This window comes from Syntrophorhabdaceae bacterium, from assembly GCA_035541755.1.
In the GTDB taxonomy this organism is placed as follows: Bacteria; Desulfobacterota; Syntrophorhabdia; order Syntrophorhabdales; family Syntrophorhabdaceae; genus PNOF01.
The window spans coordinates 1-17,455 of sequence record DATKMQ010000083.1 but is presented as its reverse complement, the minus strand read 5'-3'; the positions used below and the strand labels follow the sequence as shown (position 1 = coordinate 17,455).

The 17,455-nt window shown below is 52.1% G+C and carries 18 protein-coding genes; 9 read left to right on the top strand and 9 right to left on the bottom strand.

All coding sequences use genetic code 11. The features are described from left to right. From VMT62_08240 to VMT62_08205, 8 genes are all read left to right on the top strand, one after another. Window positions 1–223: HU family DNA-binding protein (locus VMT62_08240; GenBank protein HVN96403.1), on the top strand; the 223-nt coding region annotated here is incomplete at its 5' end. A gap of 287 nt (window positions 224–510) precedes the next feature. After that, window positions 511–2,136, top strand: a complete 1,626-nt coding sequence (locus VMT62_08235; GenBank protein HVN96402.1) for a HAMP domain-containing methyl-accepting chemotaxis protein — start codon at window positions 511–513, stop codon at window positions 2,134–2,136. A gap of 56 nt (window positions 2,137–2,192) precedes the next feature. Further along, window positions 2,193–2,654: a cache domain-containing protein gene (locus tag VMT62_08230; GenBank protein HVN96401.1), complete on the top strand. Its 462-nt coding sequence runs from the start codon at window positions 2,193–2,195 to the stop codon at window positions 2,652–2,654. 758 nt (window positions 2,655–3,412) lie between these two features. Next, window positions 3,413–3,721, top strand: coding sequence for a hypothetical protein (locus tag VMT62_08225; protein ID HVN96400.1), 309 nt, complete (start codon window positions 3,413–3,415; stop codon window positions 3,719–3,721). Window positions 3,722–4,547: 826 nt separating this feature from the next. After that, window positions 4,548–4,922 carry a cupin domain-containing protein gene (locus VMT62_08220; GenBank protein HVN96399.1) on the top strand — a complete coding sequence of 125 codons (375 nt, stop codon included), beginning with the start codon at window positions 4,548–4,550 and terminating at the stop codon, window positions 4,920–4,922. Window positions 4,923–5,007: 85 nt separating this feature from the next. Further along, complete coding sequence (locus VMT62_08215) at window positions 5,008–5,313, top strand: antibiotic biosynthesis monooxygenase family protein (protein ID HVN96398.1); 306 nt, start codon at window positions 5,008–5,010, stop codon at window positions 5,311–5,313. Between the two features lie 98 nt (window positions 5,314–5,411). Then, window positions 5,412–5,603: a hypothetical protein gene (locus VMT62_08210; GenBank protein ID HVN96397.1), complete on the top strand. Its 192-nt coding sequence runs from the start codon at window positions 5,412–5,414 to the stop codon at window positions 5,601–5,603. A gap of 10 nt (window positions 5,604–5,613) precedes the next feature. Next, complete coding sequence (locus tag VMT62_08205; GenBank protein HVN96396.1) at window positions 5,614–6,219, top strand: molybdopterin-dependent oxidoreductase; 606 nt, start codon at window positions 5,614–5,616, stop codon at window positions 6,217–6,219. A 102-nt stretch (window positions 6,220–6,321) separates the two neighbouring features. Here VMT62_08205 and VMT62_08200 read toward each other — a convergent pair whose 3' ends face one another. Next, window positions 6,322–6,750 (bottom strand): tautomerase family protein, encoded by a 429-nt coding sequence (locus VMT62_08200; protein HVN96395.1) that lies wholly within the window; start codon window positions 6,748–6,750, stop codon window positions 6,322–6,324. Between the two features lie 87 nt (window positions 6,751–6,837). Beyond that, entirely contained in the window at window positions 6,838–7,188 is a 351-nt protein-coding gene (locus VMT62_08195; GenBank protein ID HVN96394.1) for a nuclear transport factor 2 family protein, read from the bottom strand. 112 nt (window positions 7,189–7,300) lie between these two features. Here VMT62_08195 and VMT62_08190 point away from each other — a divergent pair, with 112 nt between their 5' ends. Then, window positions 7,301–7,759, top strand: coding sequence for a helix-turn-helix domain-containing protein (locus tag VMT62_08190; protein ID HVN96393.1), 459 nt, complete (start codon window positions 7,301–7,303; stop codon window positions 7,757–7,759). Between the two features lie 89 nt (window positions 7,760–7,848). Here VMT62_08190 and VMT62_08185 read toward each other — a convergent pair whose 3' ends face one another. From VMT62_08185 to VMT62_08155, 7 genes are all read right to left on the bottom strand, one after another. Next, window positions 7,849–9,774, bottom strand: coding sequence for a DUF6351 family protein (locus tag VMT62_08185; GenBank protein HVN96392.1), 1,926 nt, complete (start codon window positions 9,772–9,774; stop codon window positions 7,849–7,851). 104 nt (window positions 9,775–9,878) lie between these two features. Next, window positions 9,879–10,361, bottom strand: a complete 483-nt coding sequence (locus VMT62_08180) for an aminoacyl-tRNA deacylase (GenBank protein ID HVN96391.1) — start codon at window positions 10,359–10,361, stop codon at window positions 9,879–9,881. A gap of 134 nt (window positions 10,362–10,495) precedes the next feature. Beyond that, a complete protein-coding gene (locus VMT62_08175) occupies window positions 10,496–11,035 on the bottom strand; it encodes a hypothetical protein (protein HVN96390.1) in 540 nt (179 codons plus the stop codon). A 300-nt stretch (window positions 11,036–11,335) separates the two neighbouring features. Beyond that, window positions 11,336–13,057 carry an NADH-dependent [FeFe] hydrogenase, group A6 gene (locus tag VMT62_08170; protein HVN96389.1) on the bottom strand — a complete coding sequence of 574 codons (1,722 nt, stop codon included), beginning with the start codon at window positions 13,055–13,057 and terminating at the stop codon, window positions 11,336–11,338. 31 nt (window positions 13,058–13,088) lie between these two features. Beyond that, window positions 13,089–16,142, bottom strand: coding sequence for an NADH-quinone oxidoreductase subunit NuoF (nuoF, locus tag VMT62_08165; protein ID HVN96388.1), 3,054 nt, complete (start codon window positions 16,140–16,142; stop codon window positions 13,089–13,091). 15 nt (window positions 16,143–16,157) lie between these two features. Beyond that, entirely contained in the window at window positions 16,158–16,655 is a 498-nt protein-coding gene (locus VMT62_08160; GenBank protein ID HVN96387.1) for an NAD(P)H-dependent oxidoreductase subunit E, read from the bottom strand. Window positions 16,656–16,695: 40 nt separating this feature from the next. After that, a partial coding sequence (locus VMT62_08155) for a [Fe-Fe] hydrogenase large subunit C-terminal domain-containing protein (GenBank protein ID HVN96386.1) occupies window positions 16,696–17,455 on the bottom strand: 760 nt, incomplete at its 5' end.

Below are 17,455 nucleotides of genomic sequence, written 5' to 3'. Positions count from 1 at the left end.
GCAGGCCAAGGCTGAGGCCGCTGTTGCCGCCGTCTTTGGCGCGATCGGTGACGCCATGAAGAAAGGTGACAAGGCGTCCTTCGTCGGGTTCGGTACCTTCTCGGTTGCCAAACGGAAGGCCCGGAAGGGAAGGAATCCCCGGACGGGCAAAGAGATCACGATCCCGGCAAGAAAGGTCATAAAGTTCACCGCGGGCAAGGCCCTCAAACAGAAAGCCAAATAAAGGCTTCTCTCATGATTCCCACGATAACCCTGTTTATCGTTTCTTGCCTCTCCTTCCACACCACCTTTTACTCAAGATAGGCAGGGTTATCTCACCCGAATTGATCGTCCGGGATTGTGAGGAAGACTACCGTTTTCCGTTGTTATCTGTTTGACTTTCTTAAGTTCCCCCCCCACCCGCACCCAGTCGGGCTTAAAACCACTACTTCTTAAGATTTTTTCAGGTAATGCCGATACAACTTATAAAGGGGCCTACGGGCTCCAGCCGGCACTGAATGGGGAGGTGCTATGTTATTCAATAATAGTAACTATAGAATCGGTACCCGGCTCAACTTGGCGTTTGGGTCTATTCTTGTTCTCATGCTGGTATCGGGTATCATATCGATGTATACAGCATGGCAAATGAATAAGAGCACAAAAAGCATGTCCGAAAACACTATGCATACAGAATATGCCAACAGCATCAGGAATAGCGTACAAAAGGCTAACATGGCTATTATGGCTATAGCTCTGGTTAATGACGAAACTACACGATCGAAACAGAAAGCGATTTTGGAAATGGCCAGGAAGGAATATCAAACTTCTATGTCAATGCTCGAAAACTCACGGCAGGACGCTCAAACAAAACCCCTCGCTGCAGAGTTGAAAAAGAAAGTTGAGGTAAACGCCAAGGAAATGGACAAGGTCATTAAGCTCATAGAATCTGATCTTACAGATCTTGCCTTGAGTTCATTTATCGGAAACATGGATACAACAAACGCAGTTCTTGATCTGTGCGATCGTATCGTAGGCCTGCAAAAAAAAGAGACTGAGGCCACTGTCGGCACCGCCGCAAGCATTTACATACTCGCTATCACGATAATGGCAGGTACAAGCGGGATCATCATTCTCCTTGCTCTCTTGATCGCTATCACATTGAAACAAAGCATTCTCCGGCCTTTAAATAAGGGAGTTGAAGCGGCCACAATGCTCGCGACTGGGAATCTGGCCATCGATCTGGCTGTCTCAGGCAGAGACGAGACAAGTGTTCTTCTTCAGTCCATTAAGGACACGATCGCAACCCTCAGGGAGATCTTGGGCGGCATCAAAGTAGCCGCAGATAATCTGGCTTCTGCAAGCGTTCAACTGAATAGCAGCGCATTCGAAATGTCCCAGAATATTCAGGAGGAATCCAATAGGGCAGCTCAGGTGGCCACGGCAAGCGAACAAATGACCCAGACTGTTCTGGAGATAGCCAAAAATGCTGCCACTATATCGGACTCTTCAGCTGAAACAGTAAGCCAGGCACAGACGGGCGGACGTACGATGGAGAACACTGTCCAAGGAATTAATGCCATAGCGTATACTGCGGGCGAGTTTTCGCGTATTATCAACAACCTCAGCGAAAGCTCAAAACAAATCGGCAACATTGTGGGTGTTATTAGCGACATTGCCGACCAGACGAACCTCCTTGCTCTCAACGCCGCCATCGAAGCGGCCCGGGCGGGGGAGCACGGCAGGGGCTTTGCTGTTGTCGCAGACGAGGTGAGAAAGCTTGCAGAACAAACCACTGTTGCTACCAAGGAGATTGACCAGACCATAGGCTCCATCAAGCTTGAAGTCGGAAAAGCCATAACTGCTATGAACCAGACTAATTCACAGGTAGAGTCCGGCGTTGTCCATGCCACCGAATCTGGAAAGGGACTCGATGCTATCATAGTATCCGTGACAGAGCTACAATCCATGATCCAGCAGATTGCCGCAGCAACAGAACAGATGAATGCCACAACAGACGGGATTACGCAGGACATTGGCCATATCGCCGCCTCTACAAGAGAAAATTCTTCCGCCGCAGAACAGATAACGCAGTCTTCCACCAACATGTCTGACCTTGCGGCACATCTGAAGCAGATCGCAGACCGCTTCACCTTATAGGTACGGGGAGTATAATGCGTTTCACTTAATTACTAAATGAAGACAAGGAGGAAATTATGAAAGGTTTTAAAACGTTACTATTTGTGATTGTCTCGATTATTTGTTTCGCGTCTGTATCGATAGCAGCTGAATTCGGCACGCCCGAGGAAGCCGAGGCAATGGTAAAGAAGGCTGTAGCACTGATCAAAACACAGGGAAAGGACAAAGCGTTTGTGGAAATAAGTAACCCGAAGGGTAAGTTCATCGACCGAGACCTCTACATATTTGTTTACGATTTGAACGGGAAATGTGTGGCCCACGGGTTTAATCAGAAAATGATTGGCGTTGACCTGATAGACATGAAAGATCCTGACGGCAAACTATACGTTAAGGAACGCGTGGAAATCGCCAAAACAAAAGGTAAGGGATGGCAGGACTACAAGTTTACCAATCCGACCAGTAAGAAGGTTGAACATAAACGCGCGTATATCGAAAAAGTCGACGACTATATCGTTGGGTGCGGGATCTACAAGTTCTAATAATTCTGGAATTGATCTTCCCCTTCTTATGAGCTACACCGAAGAGCCGGAATTGTAACTCAGCAGAGCAGGGAACGGCGTGGTATTAGCAGAATGCTCTTAGCGTCAACGCGCTTGAATGGTAGGTGGAGCGAACCACCTTCCGGGTTTTTCTCCCCAAAACGGTAGCGGATGAGCCATCGGAGGCCGTAGCTTCCGCCGTAATCCCCTCCGGTAATGAGAAGAATCTCTTTCATAGAGGACGAAGGGGTGATTGCGCAAACAAGCCGGGGCATGCTACAAGGGTTGGGTCATACAGTTACATCCCTAACGAGCAGCGCCTGACCCCCCCCAATAAATCAGTCCAAGCGCTCAATTATACCCGGGCTTTAAGTTTTGCCCGCTCCCGCCGATGAAATACTTGCATCGACGGATGGCAACGGGTTACCCCGTCACGCGTACCCCTACGCGCGGTTACAGGCCAACCCTATTCCCTGAACTGCTGTCCGTCTTGCCAAAGAAGACAACGTCTCATCTGGCGAACATATCCTCTTCCGTAACGATACATTTTTATGTCACCGTCTTCCGTAATGATCCTTGTAACATACGGTACTTGCAGCACATTTCGGTGTTTGTCCCCACTCCAAAAATCATGGCATGTTTATTGTAATACGTAGTGAGTCCGGTAGAAGACGCATCTGGATGACGAACCTGAAGTCAGGCGCCAGCCACTCCCGGCCATCGTTAGCCCGAGATGGTGACTGAAGGAGGAACAAGATATGGGGATCAAGGAATTTGTAAGACAGATAGGGGAAATCGCGCATGCGAAGCTGACGGGTCGAGAGGGTTGCGTCGTCGAGGTCGATGACGAGATCGTTTTCTGTGTGAAAAACGAGCCCGGATACCTCTTAGCGGGGGTCAAATTTGATGATGACATACCCTGGATGCTTCGATCGGCCGGGATCAATATTATCAACCGAATGGTTTTTAATCTGAGTCCGGGAGAGGCGTCAGCAATAGTAACATCTACCATGCCTAAAGTACGCGTTTTTCAGAGAAGAAAAGAGCAATTGCTATGCTCAACGTGAGAGGAAAAAATTCACGGGTGCTTACGTTCAAGCGGGAACAGCTCGATGCCCTGCGCGCGCTATCGAGGCGGGATGTCGTCGCGGACGGGGTCGCATCCCTGCGTAGAATCAACGGCGGATCGCTCTTCGTTTCGTTCAGTGTCGTAGGGGAAAGAATACCCTGCATCTTCAAACATCGGTATCTGATAGCACCAAACGGGACAATAAACCAGTTGCCGGTGAAAATCATAGATGATTGGAGATATGTGAGTTGTAAAGAAGGACGCTCGCAAGGAGGCAGCGACACGCGAAGACAGACGTGTGCAGTTCTTACAAGAGTCACAATAAGACCCAAAACGGGCACTTGTAGGAGGAAGGCGTAATGAGTTACTTATTTCCCACCGTATACAATCACAGAGTTTCTTTCGGTCCCCCCGCTTACCAAATTCGCAGCAACCATATTTACCCGACAGTTTATAACCAGCAGGATTCGTACGGGCTTCCCTCATATGAAATACGGGGACGGGAGCTGTATCCGACTGTCTACAATAAGCGACATTCCCACGGTCTCCCTGTCTACGAAGTTTGCGAATCACACTTGTACCCGACCGTGCATAACCACGAGGACTCTCATGGGGTTGCAGCCTTTGAGATCCGATGAAGGCATATCTTCATCATCCTCTGTATCGGGTACAATGAAACCGTGCCAGCGGACATAGGGGGGCGGGTATCAAAGAATACCTCATGAACCTCCTTGCGGTTCGCCATCGGGCTTGCTGTTTGGATTCGCGCGTATTATCTTCCGTCAAGGACTTGACCGCTGAATCTTAGGTAAGGAGGGTTCGCCATGGAAAAACTCATGGAAAAGGCGGCTGTGATGAGTTTCAACAAGCCGGATGAAGTACGAACTTTTCCCAAAGGAAGACTGGAGCTCGTAACCATTGCGGGGGTTACTATCGGGAGGGCTACGTTCGAGCCCGGGTGGAAGTGGTCCGAATCAGTGAAGCCAATCGTAAACACCAGGAGCTGCCAGGCGCCACATTTTCAATATCACATTTCGGGCACTATCATGGTTGTGATGGACGATGGCGCACAGTTTGAGTGCAAACCTGGTGATGTCTCCCTGCTGCCCGTGGGACACGATGCCTGGGTGGTTGGGAATGAACCCGCGGTAATAGTAGACTTTCAGGGCATGGCAGAATATGCGAAGGGGTCGAAATAGCGAGATGAGTACGATGGCCGCCCAAAGGGCAAATAAAGGCGGCCCGGGTGCAAAGCGAGAAACTACTTAAAAGGGGAGAAAGTCGATGGCAATTTACCAAACAGGGGGGTATCGGGTAAAAGCAACTGCGGTGGACAAAGTGAAGTGGGCGATTAAAGAGTTTGTCCACCATGTGGAAGAGAACGAACCTGGTACCCAGATGTATTTGGCTTGGCAGGACAAGAATGATCCCACGCGGTTCTTGCATCTGTTCATTTTCGAGGATGCCGCTGCTCGCGAGCGACACGGCCAGTCAGATGCCGTGAAGCGCTTCCAATCCGTCTACGGCCCCGAGTTGATTGGCGGGGATGTTGTATTCACCGATTACGAGATGATAGCCGGAAAGCGATGATACGGGCGATCATTTCCACGTCCCATGATCCCTGCACAGGGGTTTAAATTCGGCAGCTATGCGATATTGCTGCAAATAGGAAAAAGGAGGTCAAAGTCATGAACTATTCTTTCAAATGCCCGGCGCCGTGTAGCGAGGAAATTAAGGTTGACGCCAAGAATGACGACGAGGCTGTAGACAAACTGATGGCAGCTGGCAAGGCTCACGCCAAGGAAAAACATCCCAATATGCCACCTATGTCGGAGAAACAGATGAAGGACATGCTTAAGGCAGGTATGAAAAAAGGGTAACGGGGCCACAATGGTTGTGCACCGCATCATCCTGATAAGCGCATTCTGCCTCTGCCTCTGTCTTGCGGCCTTGGCGGATGACGCGGCGAGGCAAAACCCTCAAGCGTCATGTGTTGTGCCCCCGCTCGTAATGCCTCCAACGCCCGCGAAAATACCTGAATACGCTGAGCTTGATACCACAACCGGCCTACATGTCACGGGCACGATGCAGCAGATTGACCTTACCACCTACCGGCTGGAAGTAACCGGCACGGTGGACAGTCCTCTTAAGCTCGCCTACGATGAACTGCGTTGTATGCCGCGAATAGAGGCACGCCTCAAGCTCGTCTGTCCTGAATTCTTCGAGGATACGGCGACGTGGGCCGGTGCATCGCTTAAGTCCGTTCTGCAAATGGCCAAGGTTAAGACAGGCGCAACAGGAATACGCTTATTCGGCGCGGACGGTTATTCCGTGATGGTGCCGATCAACGCCGCTATGTCGGATGGCACCTTTCTCGCCTACGAGTGGGAGGGCAAAGCGCTCCCGGCCCTTCACGGCTTTCCGCTCCGGGCAGTATTCCCCGGATCTGAAGGGCTGGAGTGGGTCAAGTGGCTCATCAAAATTGAGGTCTACTAGATAAGGTACGCGCAACGGGCACCCTGGTCCATAGGATCCGCATAGGACCTTGAGGAGGGCATCCTTTAAGCGCGAGGTCAATCCCTCGAGCGGCCAGGCATTCTATATCTTGTGCGATTTCACCAGGTTACTTACCTGCGCCAGGCTCACACCGTCCCCTCCTACTGCAAAATTATTCTTTTCTACATGAAGAATAACACACCAGATGTTTTGACCTTTTTGCCCGGCCGTATAATCATCTTCTTCAACAAATAGATTTGTTACTTTGCGAAATAGCCTGGCCCTTGTTTCGTCAGAGTAGGCCTCGGCAAAAACATAAATTGTTACTATGATCTTACCCTCTTTCGATAGATTGCCGCCTATATACATTGAATTTGAACTGTGCAAGTTTATGAAACATATTGATCTGGAAATCGGATTATCCTCAAATCCTTCAGCCTCCAGCAGTATTTTTGTCAGTCTTTCAATAATAATCTGCCTTTTGTTGCGTGGAAAATTGCTCTCAGAAATAACGATGTCACAAATCGGCATATCTCGCTCCTTTTTTCAGCCCTTAGTTGTTTCACCAATCGCATACGGCGGCGCCCCGGAGGTTGTGGGGCTCAGCTATGATCTTTCCTATCCGTGAAACAGTTCTTTCCTTATCTTACCTTCCGAATCAAAAAAGAAGATGCTTGCCACTATCGAATTGCTGTACGAAGTTCGAAATATGTACGCAACCGAGTCAACTCCTTCCGCAACAGAGATTAGCTGCGAACTTAAGTCCGGGACGTTTGTCAAAACGCGCTTCCACCATTCCCGCACCTTTGGCTTTCCGTTAAGAGTGCCGTCTTCGACGCCCAATTTGTCCTTTACATGTAACGAGCTTAATTCAAAATCGTCACTGTAGAATTCAAGAATCCTGTCAATGTCCCTTGCGTTCCATGCTTTATCCAACTCTTTGATAATTTGGGCATAATTTGTCGTCATTTGTTTTTTCCTCCTTCGAACAGTGATTCTTACTTGCATATTGCAAGTAATAATATGACTACTATACATACACTACTTGTGTTTTGCAAGTTATTTTTGTATAATCAATGCCATGAAAATCGGCAGACGCTCCTTATGCCCCATAAGTTCTGCCCTCGATCTTATGGGAGATAAGTGGACTCTTCTTATTATTAGAGATTTGTTGTTTCTTCAGAAAAATACGTTTAAAGAGTTCGCTTTATCTGACGAAAAAATAGCCACCAATATTCTTTCCGATAGGTTATCGAGACTGGAAACCCTGGGAATCGTGAGTAAGACCCCGGACCCCCAAAACAAGACGATAAATGTGTATCGACTGACCCAAAAAGGAATAGATTTAATGCCGATCCTGTTTGAAATCGTTTTATGGAGCGATAAGTACATGAAGATTTCAACTCGGGGTCATCTTCTTGCTGAACGGATTCGTAATAATCGTGCCGGCCTGCTCGAAAGACTCAGTACAGCCCTATCTCAGGCTAATGCCTTGGACAGGGCCGAAAAGGTGCGCGGGGGCAAGCGGACAAAGAGATAAAAATCTGGTCCTCGGTGGTTTCTCACCCGCTCGCGCTCGGTTCCTCGCCTGAAAATGACAGGTTCAGGCCGGGCGCTCCCCATGCATTCTCATTTTTCCGAAGCACACACGAAATTGCTCGCATCCTCAACGCTGCCTGTTCCGCTGTAACGGGCGTAGGCCGGATACGGGCAGAGCGGTCTCGTCCGGTGAGGGAAAGTGGCGCCGCTTGCAATCATCTTATCGGGGGCATTCCCGTTCTCAACCCAGTTTATCATGGCGCTCAAGGTATCAAAAAGGTCCGTGGCGGGTCCTCCGCCACAGTGAGTCATACCGGGTACCAAAAAAAGCCGTGCGAATGACCCTGCCTCGGCAGGCCCATGGTGAGCGGCCACAAGCCTGTTATAGTAATCGATGCTCTCATTTGCTGAAAAAATAGGATCGCTCAATCCGTGAACGATCATAAGTTTGCCGCCGTGCGCCGTGTAAGAGGCGAGATCCACGTCTTTCCAGGTGTCATATATTGCGCCGAAGTCGGCCATACGCGCGGGATCCGTATCAAAGTTAAATTTCAGGATACTGAAGGTCGGGTCCGGAGGTGTAAAGAATTCATTTCGTATGGCATCCTGCATGAGAAAAAAGAACCGCGAGTCCGGTGTCGCATTAGGTGAGTTCCCCAGTTTCCACGCCCTCCAGCCGCCATCTTTAATCCCTGCATCCCACGGCCACGTGGTATACAGCCGCTCGCCGGCAGAGTTCATGGGTCCGCCAAAGCCTTTCTTTAAAGCAGCCACTTGCTGTTGAGAAAGGCATGTGGCGTTCTTGTCGCCGGCGCACTGGAGCACGGCGGGATCGAATCGACACTGCGCGGCGTTATTGATGCTCCCGTCAGCCACCCCGTCCAATGCGTCGCACGCCTTAAGAATTGCATTTGAGACCAACGAAAGGTCGGCGTCGGAGAACGCCCTGCTCAGGATGTGGTTGCCATTTGCATCCGTCGGGGCGATTACGTTATACGCCTGCGACTCCCATGCCACACTGATAGAAGCCTTGGTAGCGACGCTCATTGCCGGGGCCGCAGCCACGACACCGTCAAAATAGTCAGGGAAGCGCTGTGTAAACATCATCCCCTGTCTCCCGCCCCCGGAACAGCCGATGAAGTAGGACTTATCCGGGTACTTCCCGTAATACAGATCGATGATCGCCTTTGAGACACGGGCGGTTTTGCCGTACGCGTTGTAAGCGTGATCAACGCGGGCCTGGGGATCGAAGCCGAAAGTGTCGGCGATAGTGCCCAGATGGCCGCCATCAGTCTTTACCGTGGCAAACCCTCGGGAAAGAGCGGGACGTGCGCCAAAACGTGCATCCCCCGTCGCTTCAGGAAATGCGCCGTCGTTGCCGCCTCCCCCCTGAAAAAAGAAACGGCCACTCCATCGGGTGGGTAAGCGCAGCTCGAACCCGATCGCGAAGGGGGTGTTGTTCACGCCTGTGCGGGGGTTGATCTTTCCTTTAACCAGACAGTGCTCCGGGAGTTGAGGGGTCTCGGCTAAGGGTGTCGCAGAAGTAATCTGCACTACGTCCGTTGGTGATGGGAGAAGCCCCTGGGGAATCTTGAGCGATGTCAGCTCACCGCAGAGGCGTCGTGCAACAATGGCGCCGGAAACGGTCAGCCTGGCGGCCGCTTTGTCGGAGCCCTTGCCCGGATAAACCTCGATCACGTTCACGCCGGGAATCAATCCTTGTATGGTACCCGTCATAGACCCGCCTGTTGCATCCATTGCGAACGCGACATTAATATCGTGTCCATTCAATTTCAGCGACGCATTGCGCAACGATTCTGTGGACGGCCCGGTAACCTTGACAGATACGCTACTACCGCTGCTCACGAATTCCGGATTCGGCGCATTAAGACTCTGGATGCTATACAGTGCAGCGGGGGCGGTCTGGTTTGATTGACCAAACACCGGCGCGCTGCCGCATAGTATCACAACCATCACGAGAGGGACGAGGGTCAACCATATTTTCCTTGGCGCCATATGCATTCTCCTTTCATGTGCGGTTTTAGCACTAAGTAACGTTCTATTTCCAAATTGTCAACAAAATAGTATCTTGAGCTGAAAGCTGCCCCACATCATAAGAATCAGATGGCCACATTTACGAGGATCGGATTAAGCACCCGCATGAGTTCCCTGGGCTCGATTCCCACAAGGTATCCGCGTTTACCGCCATTTATGTAGATTGTTGGAAGGTTGAGAATGGTCTCTTCCATGTATACCGGCATTAACTTTCGTGTCCCGAACGGGGACGTGCCTCCTACCATATAACCCGAATGTTTCTGTGCAATCCCGGGCGTGCAGGCTGCCGCTCTTTTCACGTCCATAATTCTCGCCAGAGCTTTTGTGGAGACTTCTTTGTCTCCGTGCATCAGCACGATGAATGGCCTCTTGGTCTCGTCCTCCATGATGAGCGTTTTTACTAAAGAGTGTTCGTCAAGGCCAAGCTGCCGTGACCCTTCTGCGGTCCCCCCTCGATCTACGTACTGGTAGGGGTGTTCTGAGAAGGAAACCCCGGCATCCTTAAGTACCCGTATCGCAGCGGTCATTGGGCCTTTGTCTTTGCTCATCAAGCAATCCTTGATACTACGGGGCTCACCTTAACGCTGCACATGAACGTTCTCGCTATATCGGCCAGTGAGGTTGATGCTCCCGTGCCGGCCTTGAGGCGCGATTCTCCACGCCACAACTCACGTTATCGCCATTATCCCTTGCCTCTTCCCTCGCCGCCCGGGTCCCGAAGCCGAAGGAGCAGGTGCCACGCATTAAGACTGGCATCCATGATCAGGAGGATCATGACGGGTACAAGCCAATACAAGGCGCTCGTGCTGCTCATTAAAATCAAAACAGCGATAGGAAGCGATGAGGCATAGCAGACAATCGGCAATCTGAATCGGGATGTAAGGTATTTCCTGCCCCACCTTCTTTGCTGGCTTTGGCGCGCTCGAAAGAACCGGCGGATGGTGATAAAGAGTCCGAAGCCGCCGATTCCGAACAGGGGCAGTGCGAGACCTCGAGGAGTTTGACGGGGAATCAGGAATAGTACAGCAAATAGGAGAACAGTAAGAAAACTCGCAAACGTTTGAGTGGCCAGCACTCGTAAATCGTCATTTTCTTTGCGTGTAATGGTGTCCACATTTATCGACAGGCTGACGAAGAGCAGCCCCATGAGCGTGGCGGACGTCGTTCCCATCATTACGTAAAAATCATGCCAGGTCTCAACGGTGTGAGTAAATGCTTCCATTGAATGATCCTTAAGTGCGCGCACGATCGGGTCCTTGCCATCAGGAATTGATGGCAGGCATCCGTAATTTCACCAATAATAAGAATTTTGGACGATGGGTGTCAAGCATAATGAGCAACTGACTGCCCGGTTCAAAGCCGCAAATTGGGCCGCTACAGTCGATCGACCGCTCTCGGTACACCATACTTCAAAAAGACAACCAGGGGTGAAGTAAACAAAGGTTCGCGCGCTGAGCGCGAGATTCTTTTAAGGGAGGCGTCCCCACGGATCGGAGCAACCTGACCCATGGGGACGATATTATCAGAACTTGCTGCGGGGCGTGTATTTTGTGTGGAGCAGGTGGTGCGACTTCTCACCGAGCGGTGCACCGAGGAACTCTTCGTAAATCTTCTTGATCGAGGGGCTTTCGTGGGACTTCCTCAACGTGAGTGCGCAGTCCTCCGCATAGAGCGCCTGCGCCCTTCGGGTTCTCACATCGTTACTTACGGGGATCGGCTGGCCGCCTCCGCCCACGCACCCGCCCGGGCAGGCCATAATTTCAATGAAGTGGTACTGGACTTTGCACTGTTTCACCCTGTCGAGAAGCTTCCGGGCGTTACCCAGGCCGTGTGACACGGCGACACGCACCTCCCCTATGCCCTCCACAGGGATAGCCGCTTCTTTTATGCCTTCAAGGCCCCTCACCGCGGTGAACTCAACGTTTTCCAGGGTCTTTCCCGTTACCAGTTCATAGGCCGTGCGGAGCGCCGCCTCCATCACGCCGCCCGTGGCCCCGAATATGGTGGCCGCACCGGTATATTCGCCCATGGGGTCGTCATAGTTGCCCTCAGGCAGGTTTTGAAAATCAATGCCAGCCTGTTTGATCATCTTGGCAAGTTCTCGTGTGGTGAGCACGTAATCCACATCCTGATATCCGCTCGACCTCATCTCCGGGCGCTGGCACTCAAATTTCTTGGCCGTGCAGGGCATGACCGACACCACGACCATATCTTTGGGGTCAACGCCGGTCTTTTTGGCGTAGTATGTCTTGGTGAGCGCGCCGAGCATCTGGTGTGGCGACTTGCAGGTCGAAAGATTGGGGAGAAGTTCGGGATAGAAATGCTCGATGAATTTGATCCAGCCCGGGCTGCAGCTCGTAATGAGCGGAAGTGTGCCGCCTTCCTTCACGCGCTTTAAGAGTTCGCTCCCCTCCTCGAGGATCGTAAGATCAGCCGCGAAGTTCGTATCGAAAATACGATCGAAACCGAGTTTTCTTGCCGCAGCGAGCATCTTGCCTGTGACGAGTGTACCCGGAGGATAGCCGAATTCCTCGCCGAGTGCGGCTCTCACCGCCGGCGCATCCTGAATAACCACGAACTTGGTGGGGTCGTTGATCGCATCCCAGACCTGATTGATGTATTCCTTCTCGGTGATGGCACCTACCGGACAGACAAGGGAGCATTGTCCACAATTGGTGCACGCCACGTCGTTTATGTCTCTGTCAAAGGCAGGCTCTACGCGCGTATCGAACCCCCTGCCCTGCAGGTAGAGCGCGGTAACGCTTTGAATTTCCTGACACACGGTGACGCACCTGCGACAGAGGATACACTTGTTCTGATCCCGTCTGATCGAGGGCGATGATTCATCGATACGGCCGCCGCTCTTCTCTCCCTCAAACCGGACTTCTCTGATGCCCAGCTCCGAAGCCAGGCTCTGAAGCTCGCAGTTCAAGTTTCTCGCGCAGGTCAGGCATTCGAAGGGGTGGTTGGAGAGAAGCATCTCTACAGAAAATCTTCTCGCCTTTCTCACCTTCTCGGTATTCGTATACACAACGAGGTCTTTGGCTGCCGGGGACACACATGCCGCCTGGAGGGTGCGGTTCCCTTCGATCTCAACAAGGCAAACCCGGCAGGCCCCGATGGCCTGGACTTCCGGCAGATAACAGAGTGTGGGTATGTGGACCTTGGCCTCTCGCGCAGCGTCCAGAATTGTGGCCCCTTCCGCAACCTCAACCTTACGACCGTCGATAGTTAAACTTATCATAACGTTTCACGCTCCTTGTCACGTATTATTATCATTCGCTCTCACGCATGTAGCAGTGCAGGCACCTCTTTGCCTCTTCCACCGCGGCATTTGCCTGGTAACCGAGCACTACCTCATTGAAGTTCTTCGCCCTCTTTCCCACGGGAAGATGGGGCATGGGTACCCTTTTGCGTTCCTTCTGGTACTCGGCTTCATCGTAGGTCACGGTCATGCTGATGAGCTGATCGCGGTATGCGTTCATGAGCTTTCCATCGCCGCCCAGGTATTTATCGATAGCCATCGCTGCGTTCTTGCCGTCTGCAACGGCCTCTACGGCTGTCGCCGGACCCCGTACGTTGTCGCCCGCCGCGAAGATTCCCTTTGCATCTGTCGCAAGGGTCTTTTTGTTCACGTCGATAGTGCCGCTTTTCGTCGTCTTGACCCCGTCGCCGTTGAGATAGGAGAGGTCAGGGGCTTGACCGATGGCCGCGATCACCATGTCGGCCTCGACCAAAAATTCGGAGCCCTTTATAGGTTCAGGTGTGCGACGCCCACCCCGGTCGAATTTTCCAAGCGCCATGCGAAAGCATTCCACGCCGGCTAGTCTTCGCGCCTTGGTGGCGATCTTTTTTGGGTTAACGAGGGTATGGATTTTTACACCCTCTTTCTCTGCTTCTTCAATCTCTTCTCTATATGCAGGCATGTCGTCTTTCTCTCTTCGATAGAGAATAGAGACCTCGTCGGCCCCGAGTCTCAAGGCCGATCTCGCCGCATCAATGGCCACATTGCCGCCGCCAATCACGACCACCTTTCCTTCCACCTTCAGGGTCTTCTTGAGGTTGACAGAGCGCAGGAATGTAACGCCGTCCACAACACCCTTTGTTTTCTCGCCCGGCATGTTGAGCTTCTGACCGTTGTGCGCGCCGGTTGCCATGAGAATGGCGCTGTAACCGTCGGCAAAAAGCTTCTTTGTGCTCATTTCTTTCCCGAGCGCCATATTGTATTTGATCTCTACACCGAGATCGGTGATCGATTTTATTTCTGTGTTGAGTATTTCCTTGGGCAAACGGTAATCAGGGATTCCAACGGCAAGCATGCCGCCCGCCACGGGCAGGGCTTCGAACACGGTTACCTTGTAACCCTTAAGTGCCAGGAAATAGGCGCCTGCAAGACCCGCAGGTCCCGCGCCGATGACGGCCACTTTCTTGTCTTTCGGCTTTTCAGGCTGGGGCCGGTATGAAGGGAACCCACCCATGTCCAGGTCCGCGGCAAACCTTTTCAGTGCGCAGATGGAGACGGGCTCGTCGATCTGAGCGCGCCGGCATTTGGTCTCACAGGGACGCACACAAACACGTCCCAAAACAGCGGGGAATGGATTGGCCTCTTTGATGAGCGCTATGGCTTCCTTGAATTTTCCTTCGCTCATGAGCGTAACGTATCCCCATGCGTTCTGGTCCGTAGGACAGGCATTCTGGCACGGTGCGTCGAAAAGCGAGCTGCACACGCCTGCGTTACACCTTTTGTCCTCGATGTGCTCCAGGTATTCCTGTTTGAAGAACCTGAGTGTGGAGAGCACCGGGTTCGGGGCCGTCTGACCGAGACCGCAGAGAGCCGCGTCTTTGATGCGTGTTGAGAGCTCAATCAAGTCATCGATGTCTTGAACTTTCCCCTTGCCCTGGGTGATACGCTTTAAGATTTCCAGCATCCTCTTGGTGCCGATGCGGCAGGGGGGACATTTGCCGCAGGATTCGTGCTGGATAAAATCGAGAAAGAACCGGGCAAAATCAACCATGCAGGTATCTTCGTCGGCCACGATGAGACCGCCAGATCCTACTATGGCCCCGAGCTCGATAATCGATTCATAATCGACGGGCACGTTTAAGTGCTCAATAGGGATACAGCCTCCGGATGGTCCGCCGAGCTGTGCTGCCTTGTATTTCTTGCCGCCTTTGATGCCGCCTCCGATATTGAAAACAATATCCCCGAGCGGGGTCCCCATGGGCACTTCCACGAGACCCGTGTTGTTGACCGCTCCGGCGAGCGCAAACACCTTGGTTCCCTTGCTTTTTTCCGTTCCGTACTGGGCATACCAGTCTGCACCTTTTACGATAATCGCAGGTATGTTTGCGTAGGTTTCCACGTTATTGAGCAAGGTGGGCACATCAAAAAGACCCTTTATAGCCGGAAATGGTGGCCGAGGCCTGGGTTCGCCCCTTTTTCCTTCTATGGACCTCATGAGCGCTGTCTCTTCGCCGCAGACAAAGGCGCCCGCGCCGATCCTGATGTCGAGATCGAAATCGAAACCTGTGTCGAGAATATTCTTTCCCAGAAATTTGTAATCCCGGGCCTGACCTATGGCCCAGTTAAGCCGCTCGATGGCCAGCGGGTATTCAGCGCGCACATAGATGAAACCCTGGTGGGCGCCGATAGCGTAAGCGGCAATGGCCATGGCCTCAATCACGCTGTGCGGATCGCCTTCGAGCACGCTCCTGTCCATGAACGCCCCGGGATCGCCCTCGTCGGCGTTACAAACAACATACTTCACGTCGCCCGCCGCCTGTTGGGTAAATCTCCACTTGAGGCCCGTAGGGAACCCGCCGCCGCCCCTTCCGCGAAGACCCGACTTCAAGACTTCGTTCACGACCTGTTCCGGCGTCATTTCCGTGAGCACTTTGGCGAGGCCGAAATAACCGTCGCGAGCGATATATTCTTCAATATTGAGCGGATTGATGATGCCGCAGTTACGGAGCACTATCTTTACCTGGTCCTTAAAGAAATCCATCTCTTTAAGCGATGAGATTGTCTTGGCGCTGACCGGCTCCTTATAAAGCAGACGTTCTACAATTCTCCCTTTGAGAAGGTGTTCAGACACGATCTCTTCGGCGTCTTCGGGTTTCAGCTTCTGATAGAGTACGCCTTCCGGATAGATGAGCGCGAGGGGGCCAAGATCACAGGAACCGATACAACCGGTCTCGATGATTTTTACCTCATCCTGTAATCCTTTTTCTTTTACTCTATGAACAATAGCGTCCCTTATTTCGCGACAGCCGGAAGAGACACATGCAGCTCCAGCACAAACCAAGACGTGCGCGCGCGTTACCTCCATTGTTGTTCTCCCTCCTTACTCATACTTTTCGATTATTTCCATGGCGTTGGTTGTTTTGACACGTCCGTACACATCCTCATCAACGAGCATAGCAGGGGCCAAACCGCAAGCACCGATGCAGCGGACCACGTCCAGAGAATACCTTCTGTCTTCTGTAGTGTCGCCCACCTTGATGCCGAGTTCTTTCTCGGTCTTTTCGAGAATCTTCTGAGACCCGCGAACGTAGCAGGCCGTCCCCAGACAGACTTTTACGCTGTGTCTCCCCTGGGGCACTGTGGAAAAGAAATTATAGAACGTTATGACCCCATAGACTTCGTTAAGCGAAACGTTAAGCCCTTCGGCAACCATTTCCTGTACCTTCCGAGGCAGGTATCCGAAAAGACCCTGTGCCTTGTGAAGCACCATGATAAGGTCCTGCGGTCTATCTTTGTGCTCGTCAATGATCTCTTGCAGCCTCGGATAGAGCTGCTCCTCCTGAGTCTCGGCGCAATGACATTGGTTTTCCGTGGCCATGATTATCCTCCCTTGATTCCTCTGCTATTATGCGTGTGGTTTATTCTCCCGGCAACACCTTGCCGTCAACCGTACTTCTCTTAAAATAGTGCGTGTGGAGAAGTTTGTGCGATTTTTCTGAATTCGGTTTTTCAAGAAACTTCTCGTACACTGCCAGAACTGAAGGGTTCTCGTGAGAGCGCCGGCGAGGCAACGACTTATCTTCCGCATAAAGCGACTCACCCCTGCGCGCCCTCTTCGCCATGTTACTGCCCCACGACTGGCCGCCGCCGCCCACGCAGCCGCCCGGGCAGGCCATGACTTCTATGAACTGGTATTCACACTTTCCTTCCTTCTCAAGCTGATCCGCTACCTTATTGAGGAGCTCCCGCGCCTTTCCGCAACTGTGCGCCACAGCCACCTTCACCTTGGTGCCTTCGATGTCAATCTCGGCTTCTTTAATGCCTTTGAGCCCCCTCACCGGGGTTATGTCAAGATTCTCAAGTTCTTTTCCCGTGGCAAGGCGATAGGCCGAGCGGAGTGCGGCCTCCATGACGCCGCCTGTCGTGCCGAAAATTGTTCCTGCCCCTGTGTATTCGCCCATGATATCATCGGGCAGCTCGTCGGGCATCTCAGTGAGGTCGAGCCCTGCCTCTCTCATCATGCGGCCGATTTCTCTGGTGGTGAGTACATAATCTACATCCTGATACCCGCTCGCCTTCATCTCGGGCCTCAGGCACTCGAACTTCTTGGCCGTGCAGGGCATGATGGAAACAGAAACGATCTTTTCGGGTGGAATGCCTTTGACCTCGGCATAGTAA

Bases quoted from the DNA above. Each gene is read 5' to 3' on its own strand.
- VMT62_08215 (HVN96398.1), top strand. From the start codon at position 5,008: ATGGCAATTTACCAAACAGGGGGGTATCGGGTAAAAGCAACTGCGGTG.
- VMT62_08200 (HVN96395.1), bottom strand. From the start codon at position 6,750: ATGCCGATTTGTGACATCGTTATTTCTGAGAGCAATTTTCCACGCAAC.
- VMT62_08170 (HVN96389.1), bottom strand. From the start codon at position 13,057: ATGATAAGTTTAACTATCGACGGTCGTAAGGTTGAGGTTGCGGAAGGG.
- VMT62_08160 (HVN96387.1), bottom strand. From the start codon at position 16,655: ATGGCCACGGAAAACCAATGTCATTGCGCCGAGACTCAGGAGGAGCAG.
- VMT62_08190 (HVN96393.1), top strand. From the start codon at position 7,301: ATGAAAATCGGCAGACGCTCCTTATGCCCCATAAGTTCTGCCCTCGAT.
- VMT62_08230 (HVN96401.1), top strand. From the start codon at position 2,193: ATGAAAGGTTTTAAAACGTTACTATTTGTGATTGTCTCGATTATTTGT.
- nuoF (HVN96388.1), bottom strand. From the start codon at position 16,142: ATGGAGGTAACGCGCGCGCACGTCTTGGTTTGTGCTGGAGCTGCATGT.
- VMT62_08185 (HVN96392.1), bottom strand. From the start codon at position 9,774: ATGGCGCCAAGGAAAATATGGTTGACCCTCGTCCCTCTCGTGATGGTT.
- VMT62_08220 (HVN96399.1), top strand. From the start codon at position 4,548: ATGGAAAAACTCATGGAAAAGGCGGCTGTGATGAGTTTCAACAAGCCG.
- VMT62_08225 (HVN96400.1), top strand. From the start codon at position 3,413: ATGGGGATCAAGGAATTTGTAAGACAGATAGGGGAAATCGCGCATGCG.
- VMT62_08175 (HVN96390.1), bottom strand. From the start codon at position 11,035: ATGGAAGCATTTACTCACACCGTTGAGACCTGGCATGATTTTTACGTA.
- VMT62_08180 (HVN96391.1), bottom strand. From the start codon at position 10,361: ATGAGCAAAGACAAAGGCCCAATGACCGCTGCGATACGGGTACTTAAG.
- VMT62_08235 (HVN96402.1), top strand. From the start codon at position 511: ATGTTATTCAATAATAGTAACTATAGAATCGGTACCCGGCTCAACTTG.
- VMT62_08210 (HVN96397.1), top strand. From the start codon at position 5,412: ATGAACTATTCTTTCAAATGCCCGGCGCCGTGTAGCGAGGAAATTAAG.
- VMT62_08195 (HVN96394.1), bottom strand. From the start codon at position 7,188: ATGACGACAAATTATGCCCAAATTATCAAAGAGTTGGATAAAGCATGG.
- VMT62_08205 (HVN96396.1), top strand. From the start codon at position 5,614: ATGGTTGTGCACCGCATCATCCTGATAAGCGCATTCTGCCTCTGCCTC.